Source organism: Ichthyobacterium seriolicida (genome assembly GCF_002369955.1).
Classification (GTDB): domain Bacteria; phylum Bacteroidota; class Bacteroidia; order Flavobacteriales; family Ichthyobacteriaceae; genus Ichthyobacterium; species Ichthyobacterium seriolicida.
On sequence record NZ_AP014564.1, the window covers coordinates 980262 to 999402 of the forward strand.

Genomic DNA, 19141 nt, shown 5'->3' on the forward strand with positions numbered 1-19141 from the left:
GTTTTTACGAAAAAATGTATCTATATTTACCATATACATTTGGGGTTTCCTCGTTAAAAAAGGAAGGTTATATTAGTAGCGTAGTGCTATGAATTTTTTAGGGTCTGTTTAGTCTACTAGGTTCGCTCATAAACTTTTATTAGCTTGTTTGACATTTTGATTTAATAAATAATATCATGAAAAAAATAATAAAACACTCATTTAGAAAGGGCTTTATTTTGTTAGCCGCTGCTATTTTTGTCTTTTCTTGTGACAAGGCTCCAGTTCCAAACCCAAACCCAAATGACGATCCTAAGAAAGGAGGTGAGGTAGCCAAGAGCGAGTCAGCTCTTATTAAGTCTTTTGAATTTAAAGCTACCGATAATCCAAACAAGAATTTAGGTGATGGAGATGTGCGTCCAACAAATCTTGGTTTGGGAACTATAGTCTTTGACGGTCTTCCAGCTAATGCAAACCTTGAAAATCTAAAACCTACTATAGTTCCTTCTAAGGGCGCTAAGGTAAGTCCTGAAAGTGGAAAGGTTCAAGATTTTACTGGTGCAGTGAAGTATACAGTGACAGCGGCTGATGGAAAAACAACACAAGATGTTTGGGTGACCCTCAACAAAAAGGGAGAAGTTAGACAAAGCCTTTTAGATATTGAGGCGGTTAAGTTTGTTGAGGCGGATAATAAAATTACTGGTAATGATAAAGTAAGTGATTTTTATAAAGCTTTGTTTATCCTAGAAACTCCTGCTAGAGATGATAGGGCTAATAGTGAAGATGAACTTACTGCAAATGGTTATCCAGCAGATTTCACCGCCAGGGTTAGTGGTAATGATATCTATGTAGATGTCCCTTTTAATACAGCTTTAACCTTAGTTGCTAACCCAGCATTTACGGCAACCGTTACCCTTAAGTCTCTTGCGCAAGGAGTTACCTTGGTAAATGGCTCTGTTGCGGTTAATTTTGGAACGCCTGCTACTGCTGGCTCTACTGATGTAAAGTTTAGTTCTACAGCGCCAATAACTCATGCGTTATTTAACGCTGAGACTGGTACAGGTGGTGGTTACACTAAAACTTTAACCTTTGTTAAAAAAGAAGGTAGCGGCGAAAACGAAACTACAGAATACGAACAATATAGAATACGTTTTATATATGCGAAAGTGCCTTCAGCTGAGTCAGATTTAACTGTTAATAATAGAAATGAAGTTACTGGGATTGGGTTTACTAGAGAGGAATCTAATCAACCTAATGGAAAACTTAAAGGCGGAACCGTAGCAACTACTTTATTAGTAATAAATCCTATTAAAACTGGCAATAATAATGGAAAAACTAAAACTACTCCAATTAATCTTACGATGATTGTGGTTAATTCCCCTGGTTGGGGATCAGATGGCCTTGAATATCAAAGCAGATATTTTAAAACTTCCAGATGGAGCTGTTATAGATGTAACTCAGGCTAATTTTAATGATAGTGATGGTAGTACTGATAAACATCCTGCAACAGATCCTATGACTAAATTTAAAGCAAAAAAGGATGAAGGCATACAGTTTAGGGTAGTGGCTCAGGATGGAAAAACAGCTACTTACTATAAGTTAACATTTAAGGAGGCTGCATCTTAGTAAGAAATAAGATAAAATGAAATCATTTTAACGGTTTGTTTTTCAATCCCTTGGCTCGGAGTTGGGGGATTTTTTTATGCTTTGTTTCTAAGGCTCTACGAAAAATAAAAAGCTTATCAATTAATAAAAGTTACTATCCTAGCGTTTTTTTGGAGTCGATGGCTTAGTTATATTTAGACCGTTGACATTTATTTTTTAACCTTATTTTTCAATAAGATGAAAAAGATAAAAAATCATCTTTTATTTTCATAGAAGATAAATCTTGTAAACGAATATGATAAAGCATAGAAGTCGCATTTTGTGTTTTGTTAGGAATTATATCAACTTCGTTTCAGGCTTAGGCAATAGTCTGTTCTAGTTCAACTATCGGCAACTAATCTTTAAAGCTAGTTATCTAAAGGCTTTCAGGTATTTTATAGGTTCTCAAATCATTTTGAACAATATTTTTTCAAAAAAAAGATAATATTAAACTTGACTTTTCCCATTTTTAATTTGTTTATTTGCGGCGTTAGCTGAATCCAAAATTACTGTTAACCATGAACCATATAATGAAGATCTCATTAGGTGTGTTTTTAGCCTTCTTATCCTTTTCCTTTATTTATAAGGAAAATAACAAAGGGAAGATATCAGGAGTCATCTCAGATACCGATAATAACCCCATTCCATTTGTAAACATTTTAGTTAAAGGCTCTTCCATAGGAGCGAGTTCAGATATTGATGGAAAATACAATCTTTATCTAGAGCCTGGAGATCATACCTTGGAATTTATCTATATAGGATTTTCTACTATTTCCAAAAAAGTTAGGGTAGAATCTTCAAAAGATATCATTTTAAATGTAGTATTAGAGGAGGATAAGAAGTTATTAGACGATGTAGTATTAGTAGAGAAAATCGACAGAGACAGTAGAGCTATCCTCGCCTTAGAACAGAAAAAAGCTATTAGCTTATTCGAAAATATAGGGTCTAAGGAATTATCAGAGAAGGGCATCTCTAATGTTGTAGAGGGATTGAATAAAATGTCTGGGGTTAGTCTCATGGGTGGCAGCAAAGTCTTTGTGAGGGGATTGGGAGATAGATACAACAATGTTACTTTGAATACTTATCCTATACCTTCTCTAGATCCAGATGCTAAGGTTATTCCCCTGGATATATTTCCGACTTCCATAGTTGAGAATATAACTTTATTTAAGAGCTTTTCTCCTGAATTCTACGGCGATTTTTCTGGATCTAACATAGATATAAATACTAAGGATTATCCCACAGAGGGTTTTTTAAAAGTGAGTTTTGGAAGTAGTATCAATACGGTTAGCACCTTTGTTAAAAACTTTAAAACTCCGTCTTTTGCCACTCCAAACTATTTTGGATTTTCCGATTCTAATAGAATGTTAAATGAGAAGATATCTAATACTGAGATGTATGAAAGCGATATAGAAGATTTTGATGTTTTCAAGACTAAGTTTGGCTCTGCAAATGGCATTAAACCCGTTAACATTAAAGTGGGGATATCTGGAGGAGATATCTATAAAATAGGTGAAAGAGAGGAATTTGCTTTTTTGATATCTTCAACTTTCAAAAACAAGTATAAATATAGGCACGGTGAGTATAACGAGTACAACGCTGATAAAAATAAACTGGTAGATTACGATTATGACAAATATTCTTATGACGCTACCATATCTACTTTGAGTAATCTACATTACAATTACGACAAGAGTCATCTCATAAATTTAAACACTCTCTTTATAAACAAAGGCGATCTAGAACTAAAAGAGTACTACGGTGAGTTGGATGACAAAGGGCTTACTTTTTTTAGGATCAATGATTTTAAAAGAAATTCGATATTCCTACAACAGCTTATAGTGAATAACGATATAGATGAAAACTGGAAATTAAATTGGGGTGGAAGCTATAGTTTTGGATATAATTATCGTCCAGATCGTCAGCAGTTAGTGTTTGACACTGAAGGAGACAAGACCAGTATAAATAATTTAGATCAAGGGTCTAATAATCGTTTTTACAGTGAGTTAACAGATGATGAGTATTTTGCAAAATTAGAGGTTAAATATTTCTTTTCGCATGATCAATATTTGTCTTTTGGATATAACTATAGAGGGAAAAGACGAAATTTTAAAGCTAGGCAGTTCAATTACGATTTTGATAATTTCAATATTGAGAATTTAGACACAAACGATCCAGATAGAGATATAAATAACAACAATTTCAAAAAGGGACTGTTTAGTTATCAAGAAGACAGAAATCCTAGTAATAGATACAGAGTAGATCTCGACAATCAATCTATTTACACATCCTTTATATACAATCTTACTCCCTCTCTGACTGCCAACCTAGGCCTTAGAACAGAATACAACAATAGCAATATTTATTATAAGTTACTCGAAGACCCTTCTTTTGTTAAATACAGAAATACAAATCTCAGCGAGATGAGTTTTTTACCACAGTTATCACTAAAATATAGTTTAATAAAAGATATGCAATTGAAATTTTCTTTTAGCAAGACTATATCTAGACCCAATTTCAAAGAGGTAGTGCCTTTTCAGTTTAGAGAGATATTCGGTGGCTTTTCCGTGGAGGGTAATAAAGACTTAAAAAACAGTGAAAATTACAATCTAGATTTGAAATTAGAGTTTTTCCCTAAAAGTGCAGAGATAATGACATTGGGTGTATTTGGAAAGTATTTTATAAATCCTATAGAAAGAGTCACTATAGCTTCTTCTGAGAGACTTTTTTCTTATTTCAACACAGGTAAAGCTTATCTCTTTGGAACAGAATTAGAGTTTGATAGAAGGTTGTCTAGTATTTTTAATATTAAAGCTCTAAATGATTTTTATTTAGGGTTAAACTTATCGCTAATGTATTCTCAAATAAGTGTAGATAGAGAGAAGAAAACAGGAAAGGGAAGTATTATAGTTACTAATCTCGAAAGACCATTACAGGGGGCTTCGCCTTATTTGGCCAATATGGATATCAGTTATAAAAAATCTTATGGCAATATGGATTTATCCTCTTCTATTGTTTTAAATACTTTTTCTGATAGAATATACGCCATAGGCTCCCAAGGAGCAGGAGATATATATGAAAAAGGCTTTTATAATTTAAATTTAAAAATTAAGATAACGCTATTAAAACAGTGGAACTTAGGTCTTTCAGTTAAAAATATATTAAATCAAAGCATAGAAAAATATCAGAGATTTAAAGATGAAGACACGCTTATAGATAGTTATAAAAAGGGAGTCACAGTCGGTATGAGTCTCAATTACAATTTTTAGGTAAAACAGACTAAAAAAGGTTCTAGTCTGCGGGCTAGGTTATGGCCTAACGGTGAAACTTAAGGAATTAAAATTTTTATATAAACCAAACTAAAAAATTATGAAAACATTAAAAATTAAGATATTACTATTATCAATTCTTTTTACAGTAATTTCTTGTAAAGAGGATATTCCAGGAAATAATGATCAACCCAATAATGAATCTAAAAAATACGATCTCAAGGGGGACATAACGAAAAATACGACTCTAAAAGGGGGCATTACATACACATTGATTGGAGGGGTTAAAGTCAAAGACGGTGTGACTGTAACTATAGAGCCTGGGACTATTATAAAGTCTCATCCTACTGAACCTTCAGTCGCTTTTTTATTATTTGAGAGAGGTAGTAAGATAAAGGCCAAGGGCACTAAAGAAAAACCTATAGTATTCACTTCGGGAAAGACTGATAAAAAGGCAGGTGATTGGGGAGGGGTCATACTTTGTGGCAAAGCTCCTATAAATATGGGGAAAGAGGCTACTTCAGAGGTTGCCAATGTCACATATGGAGGCAATGTGAATGATGATAACTCTGGTATTATGGAATATGTTAGAATAGAGTATACTGGGAATATAATAAATGAGTCTAAAGAGCACAATGGTCTTACTTTAAATGGGGTAGGCAGTGGAACGACTATTGATTACGTTCAAGTTTATAAGGGTAAAGATGATGGCTTCGAGTTTTTTGGAGGCACTGTGAATGCTTCACATCTAGTTTCAACAGATTGTAAGGATGACTCTTTTGATTGGACTTATGGATGGGTAGGAAAGGGACAGTTTTGGCTTGCAAAACAAGGAAGTAATAATGGTGATAGGGGTATAGAAGGAGATAATGATTCAAGGAATAACGATTCTACACCGTATTCTGCGCCCGTGTTGTCAAACATATCACTACATGGAAGTAAGAAATCTGGTGATAGCGGAAGTATGGGATTGAAGTTGAGAGCAGGGACTAAAGTTAAAATATACAATGCTGTAGTAGAAGGTTTTTCAAAGTTGGGAGACATACAACATGATCAAACTATAGCAAATTTAAATGATGGCAGTTTATTAATACAAAATTCAATATTTAGGAATAATACTACAAACACATTTGCTTATTTAAATAATGATAGAACACCAGCCAATCCAAGTGATGGCAAGGCTATAAATCATGATGATAACAATAATACCTATAGTAATAATAATTCAAAAACATATGATATTACCACAAAAGCTAAGAGTATCAGCCAGGAGGATGCATGGTTTGATAATGTAAATTATATAGGCGCTTTCTCTGAGGCAGAGCGTGGTACTAATGGGAAAAACGATTGGACAACTGGTTGGACAAAATGATAGATTTATATGTTCACTTAGAATTAATTATGCATCTAAGACAGTAATAATTTTTGAATTAGATCTGTTCAAAGAAATTTTGAAATTATTAAAAATAAAAAAAGCTGCCTCAAAACCGAGGCAGCTTTTTATTTTAAATATTAGAAGCTTAAATCTTGTTAAGATTCCTTAAATGTCAACTTATAGTAAGTAGCTGTTGTTCCATCCTGAGCTACTACCCTAAACTGTATGCCATGATCAGCAGCTGATATAGCAAACTCAGTTGTAGGATCTTTTACAGTATGGTTAGTATGGCTAGAAGTAGAAAAATTAGCAGCAGTCACATCTATAAAAGCACCCTCTGGAAGTGTTAAGACATCTACTTTGAATTTCCAGGATGAAATAGTTTCATTAGCCAACTCTGCATTTTTAGTCATTGTAAACGCATATGGAGATTCTTTAGTTCCCGCTCCTGCACTACTAGCCTTTGCTGGGTTCACAGGACTTGTTGTGGTTCCATTTTTTATTTTTTCATTAGGCTGACCAGAGGTTGCATTATGATTAAACGCAAGAGCAGCGAGTTTAGTCCCATCAGTATTAGTAGCTAAAACTGATTTTGTAGATTTAGTTTGAGAGAATTTAAAATTCACGGTATATATTTTATCAGCGAATCCCTCTTTTGAGAATTTAAGAACTTGTTTAGTAGATGCATCTTCTAAGGCCTTTTTAGTAAGATCTTTTACAGCTACTTTAAATGTAATCTCTGCAGAATCACCTTTAATAGGAGTATTAAACCCTTCTAAGCTAACACCATCAACAGCAGACTTAAAAGTAATTTTAGCTGTAACAGTAGCTTCTGCCGTTAAAGAACTAAACTTTGAGTTAAACGGAAGATTTACATTTATAATACTATCTCCTACTATATCTGCAGCAACAGTTGTAAACTCAGTTGGATAACCGTTATTAGTTGCATCTGCAGCAACATCTTTTCCTTTAGTTCTAGCAGGAGTTTTAGTGATAAAAAGCTTCTCGTAGAACTCAGAAACTTCAGTCTTTCCATTATTTAGATTTTTAGCTTTCTCAAATTTCACAGAAGCTACTACTAATTCTAAAGCTTTTGAGTTTTGATCTGCCTTAGGGTCTTCAGATGGTTTATTACAAGAAAATACTACTAATCCAAGGGTTAGTAGTGATAAAAGGTTTTTAAATATTTTGTTTGTTTTCATATCTAATAATGTTAAAAAATAAACGTCAACGACCTAAATAAATAACTAAGCCATTGACTTCAATACTAAACGCTAAGATAGTAGCTTTATTTTAATTGAGTTTTTTTATTTATCCCTTGAACTAAAATGGAAAATGGATATAAAAAAAGCTGCCTCGGTTTCGAGACAGCTTCTTATTGTAAATATTAGATTCTTAAATCTTAAGAAGTTTTAAATGTCATCTTATAGTAAGTAGTTGTTTTTCCATCCTGAGCTACTACTCTAAACTGTATGCCATGACTAGCAGTTGTTATAGTAAACTCAGCTGTAGGATCTGTTGCAGGGTGATTAGTAACATTAGTAAAATCCGCATCAGTTGCATCTATAAAAGCTCCATTTGGAAGTGTTAAAACATCAGCTTTGAATTTCCAACTTGAAATACTACTCTCATCAACTAATTCAACATTCTTAGTCATCGTAAGTTCAATTGGAGATGCTTTAGATCCATTACCAGCGCTCTCTTTCTTAGGATTCATTGGATTATTTGTAGAATCATTTTTAATTTTTTCATTAGGTTGACCAGATGTAGTAGTTCTAGTAAACCCAAGCGCAGTAACTTTATTATTAGCGACAGTTAAAGCTGACTCTCTAGATTTATTATCTGAGAATTTAACAACTATAGTATATTTTTTTACTTTAGGGGTGTCAGTAGCATTAGTTCCAGCTTTAGAGAATATCATTTCTTTTTTGAAAGGAGCATCTGTTAATTTAGCTTTAGTAAGCTCCGTTGTAGGTATTTCAAAAGTAATATCCGTAGTAGTACCTGATAGTAGAGTCTCCCCTAATTTAATACCCTCAACAGCAGATTTAAAAGTAATAGTAGCCGTAGCTGTAGCCTTATCTGTTAAGTCTATAAATTGCGAGTTATACGGGAGTTTGATATTAATGATACTATCTCCTACTATATCTGCAGGAACAGTTGTAAACTCAGTTGGATAACCGTTAGTAGTAGCGGTTGAATCAACAGAAGCTAATTTATTTCTAGCAGGAGTTTTAGTGATAAAAAGCTTTTCGTAGAACTCAGAGACATTATTTTCTTTTAGATTTTTAGCTTTCTCAAATTTCACAGAAGTTACTACTAGGTCTAAAGCTTTTGAGTTTTGATCTGCCTTAGGGTCTTCAGATGGTTTATTACAAGAAAATACGACTAATCCAAGGGTTAGTAGTGATAAAAGGTTTTTAAATATTTTGTTTGTTTTCATGGCTAATATTGTTAAAAAATAAATGTCAACGACCTAAATGAATAATTAAGCCATTGACCAAAACGCTAAGATAGTAGCTTTATTTTAATTCAGAAGTTTTTTTTATCCCTTGAACTAAAATAGACATAAAAAAAGAAGCCGTCTCAAAACCGAGGTAGTTTTTTTTGTTTAAAAGTGTAGTTTTTACCCGTTAACCCAGATTATTCATAGTCATATGAATTTTTCAGGTTAAAAGTATTGTTTTATTCAGTATTTCTAAGGAAATATCCATCTAACTCAAGTTTATAAACAATGTATTTTTGTTCCCCATTTTTGGAGACCATCTAAAGTGGTCTAGATTTGGTTAAAACCCTTTAAAATTAATACCTCATATCAAATATTGAAATATAACCATGAATAATCTAGGTTAATTTGTATCTTGCTAACTGATTGATAATCAAATAGTATGAATACAAATTTCAGGGACTACAACCAAGGACAAAATTGGCTTTATCCACCTAGTATCGAAGAATTGATTCCTGCAGATCATCCTGTGCGAGTTGTCAATGGTGTGATTGAACAACTAAACCTCAATTTATTGATTTCTGAGTACAGTAAAGAAGGGAAACCAAGCTACCATCCTAAGATGATGCTCAAAGTAATGGTATATGCCTACATGGATAACACCTATTCTTCAAGAAAAATTGAGAAAGCAATGCGTGAAAACATCATTTACATGTGGCTTTCAGCTCAACAGGTAGTAGATCACAATACCATTGCTCGATTCCGTAGTAAAAAACTCAAGACCATTTTTAAAGATATTTTCAAACAAGTGGTCTTGTTATTGGCAGATGAAGGTTTGTTAACCCTCAAAGAAGTCTTTACAGATGGGACTAAAATTGAATCCATGGCTGGACGTTATACTTTTGTTTGGGGTAATGCGATTAAGACTCGTAAAGAGAAAATGTCCGAGCAACTGGAAAATATGTGGCAGTATGCTCAGAGTATCGCAGATGAAGAAGATCTAGATCCTACCCCTCAAGATTTTAGCAAGATCGATAAAGAGAAGGTAGAAAAAACGGCTACTAAAATCAATAAGATACTCAAAGGTAATACCAAAGCAAGCAGTAAAGCCAAAGCTAAGGCACGCTATATGGAAAAGAATTTCCCAATCAATCTTGAAAAGTATCAACAACAAGAACAAATACTATCAGGTCGTAACAGTTATAGTAAAACAGATCCTGACGCTACCTTTATGCGCATGAAAGAAGATCATATGCTCAATGGTCAATTAAAGCCAGGGTATAATGTTCAAATTAGTACAGAATCACAGTTTATCATACACTACAGTCTACATCAAAATACAAATGACATCCATACATTAAAACCTCATTTACAGTCTTACGAGAAACTATATCAATCACTTCCCAAATACCTTAGTGCTGATGCTGGTTATGGGAGTGAAGAAAATTACCAATACCTAGAAGATGTTGAAATAAGTGGATATGTTAAGTATAACACTTTTGATAAAGAGCAACAGACTTATAAGTATAATCGAAAGAAAAGCCCTAATGTTGACTTTCATAGAGATAATCTTCATTATAATGAACAAGAGGATTACTATGTGTGTCCTATGGGCCAAAGAATGGGGAAAATCTATGACCGAAAGAATACAACAAAGTCAGGTTACAACCAAACTTCCAGCGTATATCAAGCACAAAATTGTCAGGGTTGTTCACTACGAGGGCTTTGCCATAAATCAAAGTACAATAGGAAGATAGAACGTAATCATCATCTTGAAAGGCATAAGAATATAATGCGTAATAGGCTCAAGAGTAATGAAGGTCAAAATAGACGTAAAAAAAGAACAGTAGATGTAGAACCTGTCTTCGGACATATCAAATCAAACCGAAATTTCAAGAGATTTACACATAAAGGGATGAAAAAAGCAGAATTAGAGTTTGGATTACATGCTTTAGCACACAATCTTCGAAAAAAGGTATCATAAAAAGGAACTTCCTTTTAAAAGGAAAGTAAAATATAGCGCTACATACCAAAAATTAAAAAACCGCCTCATTTCATTAATGAGACGGCTTCTTCTTATTGTAAATATTAGATTCTTAAATCTTATTAAGATGATGCATTCTTAAATGTCAACTTATAGTAAGTAGCTGTTTCTCCATCCTGAGCTACTACCCTAAACTGTATTCCTTTATCAACATCTGTTGGAGTAAACCCAGCAGAGGTTGAAGGATCTGTTACAGGGTGATTACTTACATCATCAGTGAATTCACTGGTATTAGTCACATCTATAAAAGCTCCATCTGGAAGTGTTAAAACATCTACTTTGAATTTCCAGTTACTTGATGAGGATATATCTTCATTAGCCAACTCCTCATTTTTAGTCATTGTAAGTGCATATGGAGAAGCTTTAGTTCCACTACCACCACTTCCCTTTTTAGGATACATTGGACTTGCAGTTCCGCCACCAGTTTTTATTTTATTATTAATTGTATCTGTCGTTGCATTATGAGTAAACCCAAGCGCAGTAACTTTATTATTAGCGACAGTTAAAGCTGACTCTCTAGATTTATTATCTGAGAATTTAACAACTATAGTATATTTTTTTACTCTAGGGGTGTCAGTAGCATTAGTTCCAGCTTTAGAGAATATCATTTCTTTTTTGAAAGGAGCATTTGTTAATTTAGCTTTAGTAAGCTCTGTTGTAGGTATTTCAAAAGTAATATCCGTAGTAGTGCCTTTGATAGTAGTCTCCCCTAATTTAATACCCTCAACAGCAGATTTAAAAGTAATAGTAGCCGTAGCTGTAGCCTTATCTGTTAAGTCTATAAATTGCGAGTTATACGGGAGTTTGATATTAATGATACTATCTCCTACTATATCTGCAGGAACAGTTGTAAACTCAGTTGGATAACCGTTAGTAGTAGCGGTTGAATCAACAGAAGCTAATTTATTTCTAGCAGGAGTTTTAGTGATAAAAAGCTTTTCGTAGAACTCAGAGACATTATTTTCTTTTAGATTTTTAGCTTTCTCAAATTTCACAGAAGTTACTACTAATTCTAAAGCTTTTGAGTTTTGATCTGCCTTAGGGTCTTCAGATGGTTTATTACAAGAAAATACGACTAATCCAAGGGTTAGTAGTGATAAAAGGTTTTTAAATATTTTCATTTTAATTCAAAAAAAAGGTTAAAAAAATAAATGTCAACGACCTAAATGAATAATTAAGCCATTCCTTAAAATGGACACTAAGGTAGTAGCTTTTTTTAATTGAGAGTTTTTTATTTTTCGCAGAGCCTTAGAAATAAAGCGTAAAAAAACTTTTGTTGTTGGTTGTAGTCCCTGAAATTTGTATTCATAATATTTTGATTATCAATCAGTTAGCAAGATAAACTAACAGGTAAAAAACTACACTTTTAAACAAAAAAAAGCTGCCTCGGTTTCAAGACAGCTTCTTATTGTAAATATTAGATTCTTAAATTTTATTAAGATGCAGTAAATGTCAACTTATAGTGAGTAGCTGTTTTTCCATCCTGAGCTACTACCCTAAACTGTATGCCTGAGCTATTATTATCTTTTATTTCAAACTGTTCTGTAGGTTTTTTTGCAACGTGGTGAGTTATACCTGATTTTAAATCAGTCACATCTATATAAGCTCCATCTGGAAGTGTTAAAGCATCTGCTTTGAAACTAGCCGCGGTAGAATTAATAACATAACTATTATCCAACTCTGTGCCTTTAGTCATTGTAAGTGCATATGGAGACTCTTTAGTTCCATTGCCAGTACTAGTTTTTGTAGGATTATGTACTGTAGTATCTGCAGTTCCCTCAATCTTATCATTAAAACCTGAACTTTTTTTAGTAAACCCAAGTCCAGTAACTTTATTAGCGTCACTAACAGTTAAAGCTGAATCTGTAGATTTAGTTTGAGAGAATTTAAAATTCACAGTGTATACTTTATCTGTAAATCCAGTTTTAGAAAATTTAAGAACTTGTTTGATAACAGGATTAGCAGATTTTAATTTCTCCAGAGTAAAATGATCTTTATTTATTTCAAATGAAATCTCTACAGAATTTCCTTTAATATTGGTGATCTTAGGCACTTCTAAATTAATACTATCAACAGCAGATTTAAAAGTAATAGTAGCCGTAGCTGTAGCCTTATCTGTTAAGTCTATAAATTGCGAGTTATACGGGAGTTTGATATTAATGATACTATCTCCTACTATATCTGCAGGAACAGTTGTAAACTCAGTTGGATAACCGTTATTACTTGCATCTGCAGCAACATCTTTTCCTTTAGCTCTAGCAGGAGTTTTAGTGATAAAAAGCTTTTCGTAGAACTCAGAGACATTATTGTCTTTTAGATTTTTAGCTTTCTCAAATTTCAGAGAAGTTACTACTAATTCTAAAGCTTTTGGGCTTACATCTGTTTTGTCTTCCCCTGTTTTAGGAGTTTCAGCTGGTTTATTACATGAGAAAACTACTAGACCTATAGTTAGTAGTGATAAAAGGTTTTTAAATATTTTGTTTGTTTTCATACCTAATATTGTTAAAAAATAAATGTCAACGACCTAAATGAATAACTAAGCCATTGACCAAAATGCTAAGATAGTAGCTTTATTTTAATTCAGAAGTTTTTTATTTTCCGAGAGCCTTAGAAATAAAGCGTAAAAAAACTTTTGTTGTTGGTTGTAGTCCCTGAAAGTTGCATTCATACTATTTTGATTATCAATTAGTTAGCAAGATAAACTAACAGGTAAAAAACTACACTTTTAAACAAAAAAAAGCTGCCTCGGTTTCGAGACAGCTTCTTATTGTAAATATTAGGTTCTTAAATCTTATCCAGATGCACTATCCTTAAATGTCAACTTATAGTAAGTAGCTGTTTCTCCATCCTGAGCTACTACCCTAAATTGTATGCCATTATTAGCTGTTGAAATAGCAAAGCCTTCAGCAGTTGAAGGGTCTGTTACAGGGTGAGTGCTTGTGTCAGTAGCGCCAGTACCAGTGAATGCACTAGCAGTCACATCTATATAAGCTCCATCTGGAAGTGTTAAAGCATCTGCTTTGAATTTAATGCTACTTCCCCAAGTAGTTAGACTATCCACCTCTGTATTTTTAGTCATCGTAAGTTCAATTGGAGTAGCGTTAGTTTTTCCATTATTACTGCCAGTTTTAGTAGGATTTGTTACTGTAGTTCCTGCGGTTCCATCTTTAAGTTTTTCATTAGGTTGACTAGATTGCCCTTTAGTAAACCCAAGCGCAGTAACTTTATTATTAGCGACAGTTAAAGCTGACTCTCTAGATTTATTATCTGAGAATTTAACAACTATAGTATATTTTTTTACTCTAGGGGTGTCAGTAGCATTAGCTCTAGTAGCATTAGCTCCTAGCTTTAGAGAATATCATTTCTTTTTTGAAAGGAGCATTTGTTAATTTAGCTTTAGTAAGCTCTGTTGTAGGTATTTCAAAAGTAATATCCGTAGTAGTGCCTTTGATAGTAGTCTCCCCTAATTTAATACCCTCAACAGCAGATTTAAAAGTAATAGTAGCCGTAGCTGTAGCCTTATCTGTTAAGTCTATAAATTGCGAGTTATACGGGAGTTTGATATTAATGATACTATCTCCTACTATATCTGCAGGAACAGTTGTAAACTCAGTTGGATAACCGTTAGTAGTAGCGGTTGAATCAACAGAAGCTAATTTATTTCTAGCAGGAGTTTTAGTGATAAAAAGCTTTTCGTAGAACTCAGAGACATTATTTTCTTTTAGATTTTTAGCTTTCTCAAATTTCACAGAAGTTACTACTAATTCTAAAGCTTTTGAGTTTTGATCTGCCTTAGGGTCTTCAGATGGTTTATTACAAGAAAATACGACTAATCCAAGGGTTAGTAGTGATAAAAGGTTTTTAAATATTTTCATTTTAATTCAAAAAAAAGGTTAAAAAAAATAAATGTCAACGACTTAAATGAATAATTAAGCCATTCCTTAAAAAACACTAAGGTAGTAGCTTTTTTTAATTGATAAGTTTTTTATTTTTCCGAGAGCCTTAGAAACAAAGCATAAAAAAAATCCCCAGCTTAAAGCCAGGGGATTAAAAGGCAAACCATTAAAATGATTATTATTTTTTTGTTCTTTTCTTACTAAGCAGCAGCGCCTTTAAAAGTAAATTTGTAGAACTTGTGTGTTTTCCCATCTTGGGCTACTACCTTAAAATTTATACTATTATCACCATCTTTACTTGTAACAGAAATGCCAGTGGTTATCGGATCGGCTTGAGCAGTTCCTCCAGCATTTGCTGTAGATATAGTAGCTCCATCTGGAAGTTGCATGCCAGTAACTTTAAAATTATCATTATCTGCAATGGTAGTTGCGTGAGTAGCTTTCACGATCTTATATTCTATAGCTTTAGCCGCTTCACTTCCGTCATTGTCAGCATTTTCTTCAGGAGTTAAAACTAAGAAATCGTTATCATTTATGCCATCAACAGATATTTTAGCATTACCACTAGCGCCACCAGCACCATCAGCAGCTTTTTTAAGAGCAAACCTAGTTATACTACAATCAGTTGAAGGCACTTGCGCATATCTAAAATGCATTCTATACTGTTCGTATTCCACTGTTTCGCCGCTACCTTTAACAAAGGTTAAAGTTTTAGTGTAACTACCTGTACCAGTCTCAGCGTCAAGTAACGCATGAGTTATTGGTGCTGCAGAACTAAACTTTACATCAGTATCACCAACGCCATCGCCAGTAGCTTTTTGACCAAAGTCCACTCCAGCAGGGCCGTTTAACAAAGTAACCCCTTCCGCAAGAGACTTAAGAGTGACAGTTGCCGTAAATGCCGGGTTAGCAACTAAGGTTAAAGCTGTATTAAAAGGGACATCTACATAGATATCATTATCATTAACCCTGGCGGTGAAATCTGCTGGATAACCATTTGCGGTAGGTTCAGTAGCTGCAGTAGCATCTCTAGCAGGGGTTTTTAAGATAAACAGAGCTTTGTAAAAATTACTTACATTATCGCCACTTTTATTATCCGTTTTAACAAACTTAACCGCCTCAATATCTAAAAGACTTTGTCTGACTGCCCCCTCTTTGTTAAGAGTTACATAAACATCCTGTGTTGTAGTTTTGTCAGCAGCTGTTACTGTATACTTTACTGCACCAGTAAAATCTCGAGCTACTCCAGTCGCAGGAGACACAGTGGCGTCTTTATTAGAAAGCACTATAGTAGGCTTTAGACCTGTAAGGTCTTCATTAGCTGGAAGACCGTCAAAGACTATAGTTCCCAAGCCAAGATTTGTTGGGCGCACATCTCCATCCCCTAAATTCTTGTTTAGATTATCAGCAGATTTAAATTCAAAAGACTTAATAAGAGCTGACTCGCTCTTGGTTACCTCACCTCCTTTATTAGGCTTGGGATTAGGATTAGGCTTGTCTGGCTCTTTGTCACAAGAAAACACAAAAATAACCGCTGCTAACAAAATAAATGTCTTTTTAAATGAGTATTTTATTATTTTTTCCATGATATTGATATTATTTGTTAAACTATTAAACTATTAAACTATTAAACTATTAAACTATTAAACTATTAAACTATTAAACTATTAAACTATTAAACTATTAAACTATTAAACTATTAAACTATTAAACTATTAAACTATTAAACTATTAAACTATTAAACTATTAAACTATTAAACTATTAAACTATTAAACTATTAAGCTATTAAACCACTAAACAAGTCAATTAAAGTTTGTGCTCGAAATGCGTAGATTAAATAAGCCCTAAAAACTTTATAGTACCACGCCAACATAAGTCTCCTTTTTTTTAACAAGGAGACCTCAAGCGTAAGGCAAATATATATATTTATTTTGTCTATAAACGAAAAAGATAGATGGTAAAAAATCTAAATGGTTGTTTATAAATTCATATTTTCCTAAAGAAACCGTTTAGAAAAAGAAATATTTAGGCGGTGGACTTTTCGATAGAAAAATAACGACTAGAATCCTTGTTTACACACTTTATGGTATAGTGTCGTCAAACTAAACTTAAGTTGATATATTAAAGTTTGCCAGAAGAACAAAGAGCGTTCATTGAGAGACTTAAAAAGAAGGTTAGGGAGTGTGAGGCAGATGAGCGTGGAGAAAGTAAGCCTCTCCTTTTGACGAAATAAGTAAAAAAACTTTTAGATTGGATACTTGGAGCTCTATTGCCCTCTATGGATTGCTGCAGGGTGAGGTAGATGTAGGTAATCTGATAAGTAAAAACAGTATCATATACAGCCTAAGCAAAAACACAGAGTTTGAGACATCACAGGTTAATGCTCTGTATGAAAACGGCAATCCATTATGGGGAGAGAGCTACAAAAAATAAAGGATAGAAAAATTAATCAAGACAATAGGGCATAGAACAAGTCAAAGGGAATATTTTAATAATCCTATAATATGATAGAGGAACGGATATTTAAAAAGTAGAACATAAACTTTTTTCCATGCCTAAAATGGAAGACTGTAAAATCATAAACTGCACAGACCCTAGATTTATGGACACCAAAATATCAGACTATAAGCCAGTATAATCTTAGTATATTTCTTCAAGCAAAAAAAATATTATATTCTCTATGTCTTTGTGAGAAAGTGTAGCATAAACATATTGATAAACTATTTGTATAATTACTATGAAAACAATAAAGGCTGGTATTATATAGAAGCTAACTTTATACAAAGTCTGACCTTTGATGAATTCACTAAAGAGGGAGATACTAGAGGTCATTATATCCCCCTGAGCAAAGACACTAGAAAGAAGTCGAATAAATTCGCTCGTATTGAAGCTATTAGTCCTTTGTTTGAGCAAAGGGCAGGTCCTTATAGATAAAGATAAAGAACACTACGGCGATATGAATATTTTTATTGAACAGCTGTTGTCTTTTGGACAAGGCGCAATGGCGCATGATGACGCTCCATATGCACTAGAGGGGGCTATAATATTATCAGCTCCTTTGTGAGAAGGTGTAGCGTAAAGTCAATGTTTCGAAACTATTACAAAAGTAGACAAGGCCTAAACATATAAATATTGTATTTAACAAAAGAGTAGACAAAGGCAACCCGCTATGTGGTTAATTATCTCGTTACTGTGTATCTACTTTTTTCAACCCTATGAAAAAAACTTTTTTTGAAAAAAAAGATATTCTTTTTTCTTTCCCTTTCCTTCTACTTTCATAACTAGCCGACTATCAGTAGATTAACTAGTTAAATAGTGCCCGAGATAGGATTTGAACCTATGACCTACAAATTAGGAATCTGTTGCTCTATCCAGCTGAGCTACTCAGGCGTATTCATAATATGAATGCACAAATGTAATAAATACATGTTATTTTTTTTAGTTTACAAATATTGAGATAGTGTCTTTTGTTTTATACGAATATTTCTAACAATTCTGCGTATTGTGCATTTAACTCAACCTTTTTTAGAGATGAAGGGATTAATATAGTCTCACCCATAGATATTTTATTTACAGAATTATAAGTGCTGATAGTTACACTCCCCCGAACACATAAAAAAATTACAAAAGAATCTAAATCAGTGTAATCTCTCTTTAAACTCCCCTTTATAATTAGCAATCTACTTGTGAAGTAATCACAACAAACCAAAGCGTTTTCTGTATCCCTATTGTATAACCTTTTATATGTGTCTTGCGAATTAAAATCTATTGCTCTGAGCGCCAATTGGGTATGAAGTTCTCTAGTATGTCCATTTTCATCTAATCTGTCAAAGTCAAATATCCTATATGTTATATCTGAAGATTGCTGTATTTCAGCTATGAGAATGCCCTTGCCTATGGCGTGCACTGTCCCTGGGGGAATAAAATACACTTCTCCTTCCTCTATTTTTTGCCTATTTAGCATCTGTAGTAAAGTGTTTTCTTTTAGATGATTTACATATTCTTTTTTGGAATAACTCTTGTTAAAACCTACTACTATTTCCGAGTCGTCATCTGCTTGCATGACATACCACATCTCATTTTTTCCAAAAGAATTGTGTAATTCTTGGGCTAATGCATTGTCGGGGTGAACCTGTATAGACAGATCTTTCTCAGCATCTATAAGCTTTACCAACAGAGGAAATTTATTCCCAATTTTCTCATATACCCTTTTGCCAAGTAGCTTATCCTTGTATTTAGTTGTGATTTGAGTTATGGTATTACCCTTCAAAGGACCATTTATAACTTCGGAGGGACTATCTTCCAAACCTGATAATTCCCAACTCTCTCCTATGTTATGATTTCTAAATGTTTCTTTACCAAAGAGAGTTTTTAGTTTATTACCTCCCCAAATACGATGCTTTAATATGGGCTTAAATTTTAGGGGGTACAACTCCATTGTTCAAAACAACTATTTAATTTTTGCGAATGCAAAAGTAGCTATTTT

General features: G+C 33.4%; 14 protein-coding genes and 1 tRNA gene. 6 read left to right on the forward strand and 9 right to left on the reverse strand.

The window, feature by feature from the left end:
• The first annotated feature begins 176 nt into the window (after nt 1-176).
• The 4 genes from JBKA6_RS03630 to JBKA6_RS03645 all read left to right on the forward strand — a co-directional run bounded on the left by JBKA6_RS03630 (nt 177) and on the right by JBKA6_RS03645 (nt 6264).
• A complete protein-coding gene (locus JBKA6_RS03630) occupies nt 177-1445 on the forward strand; it encodes a hypothetical protein (protein ID WP_096685947.1) in 1269 nt (422 codons plus the stop codon).
• Nucleotides 1375-1605, forward strand: coding sequence for a hypothetical protein (locus JBKA6_RS03635; protein ID WP_157776925.1), 231 nt, complete (start codon nt 1375-1377; stop codon nt 1603-1605). The genes JBKA6_RS03630 and JBKA6_RS03635 overlap by 71 nt, the downstream gene beginning before the upstream one ends.
• 548 nt (nt 1606-2153) lie before the next feature.
• Nucleotides 2154-4892: a TonB-dependent receptor domain-containing protein gene (locus JBKA6_RS03640; RefSeq protein WP_172843103.1), complete on the forward strand. Its 2739-nt coding sequence runs from the start codon at nt 2154-2156 to the stop codon at nt 4890-4892.
• A gap of 100 nt (nt 4893-4992) precedes the next feature.
• Nucleotides 4993-6264: a hypothetical protein gene (locus JBKA6_RS03645; RefSeq protein ID WP_096685953.1), complete on the forward strand. Its 1272-nt coding sequence runs from the start codon at nt 4993-4995 to the stop codon at nt 6262-6264.
• Nucleotides 6265-6422: 158 nt separating this feature from the next.
• Here JBKA6_RS03645 and JBKA6_RS03655 read toward each other — a convergent pair whose 3' ends face one another.
• On the reverse strand, nt 6423-7469 hold the full coding sequence (locus JBKA6_RS03655) for a hypothetical protein (protein ID WP_096685957.1): 1047 nt from the start codon (nt 7467-7469) through the stop codon (nt 6423-6425).
• A gap of 200 nt (nt 7470-7669) precedes the next feature.
• Entirely contained in the window at nt 7670-8710 is a 1041-nt protein-coding gene (locus JBKA6_RS03660) for a hypothetical protein (protein ID WP_096685959.1), read from the reverse strand.
• A 445-nt stretch (nt 8711-9155) separates the two neighbouring features.
• On the opposite strand from JBKA6_RS03660, the gene JBKA6_RS03665 reads away from it, so the two are divergent.
• The gene (locus JBKA6_RS03665; protein WP_096685962.1) at nt 9156-10697 is read left to right on the forward strand and encodes an IS1182 family transposase; all 1542 of its coding nucleotides are present in this window, start codon (nt 9156-9158) and stop codon (nt 10695-10697) included.
• A gap of 122 nt (nt 10698-10819) precedes the next feature.
• Here the strand turns inward: JBKA6_RS03665 and JBKA6_RS03670 are convergent, their stop codons facing one another.
• The 5 genes from JBKA6_RS03670 to JBKA6_RS03690 form a co-directional block, all read right to left on the reverse strand.
• Complete coding sequence (locus JBKA6_RS03670; RefSeq protein ID WP_096685964.1) at nt 10820-11878, reverse strand: hypothetical protein; 1059 nt, start codon at nt 11876-11878, stop codon at nt 10820-10822.
• A gap of 314 nt (nt 11879-12192) precedes the next feature.
• Nucleotides 12193-13248: a hypothetical protein gene (locus JBKA6_RS03675; RefSeq protein ID WP_096685966.1), complete on the reverse strand. Its 1056-nt coding sequence runs from the start codon at nt 13246-13248 to the stop codon at nt 12193-12195.
• Nucleotides 13249-13548: 300 nt separating this feature from the next.
• Nucleotides 13549-13836, reverse strand: coding sequence for a hypothetical protein (locus JBKA6_RS03680; protein ID WP_096685968.1), 288 nt, complete (start codon nt 13834-13836; stop codon nt 13549-13551).
• Nucleotides 13837-14092: 256 nt separating this feature from the next.
• The gene (locus tag JBKA6_RS03685) at nt 14093-14632 is read right to left on the reverse strand and encodes a hypothetical protein (protein WP_096685970.1); all 540 of its coding nucleotides are present in this window, start codon (nt 14630-14632) and stop codon (nt 14093-14095) included.
• 221 nt (nt 14633-14853) lie between these two features.
• Entirely contained in the window at nt 14854-16239 is a 1386-nt protein-coding gene (locus JBKA6_RS03690) for a hypothetical protein (RefSeq protein WP_096685972.1), read from the reverse strand.
• Nucleotides 16240-17367: 1128 nt separating this feature from the next.
• On the opposite strand from JBKA6_RS03690, the gene JBKA6_RS03700 reads away from it, so the two are divergent.
• Nucleotides 17368-17589 (forward strand): hypothetical protein, encoded by a 222-nt coding sequence (locus JBKA6_RS03700; RefSeq protein ID WP_157776926.1) that lies wholly within the window; start codon nt 17368-17370, stop codon nt 17587-17589.
• 382 nt (nt 17590-17971) lie between these two features.
• On the opposite strand, the gene JBKA6_RS03705 is transcribed toward JBKA6_RS03700, so the two are convergent.
• Nucleotides 17972-18045 (reverse strand) — tRNA-Arg (locus tag JBKA6_RS03705).
• Nucleotides 18046-18127: 82 nt separating this feature from the next.
• Nucleotides 18128-19093 (reverse strand): type I phosphomannose isomerase catalytic subunit, encoded by a 966-nt coding sequence (locus tag JBKA6_RS03710; RefSeq protein WP_317044146.1) that lies wholly within the window; start codon nt 19091-19093, stop codon nt 18128-18130.
• Nucleotides 19094-19141 lie beyond the last annotated feature (48 nt).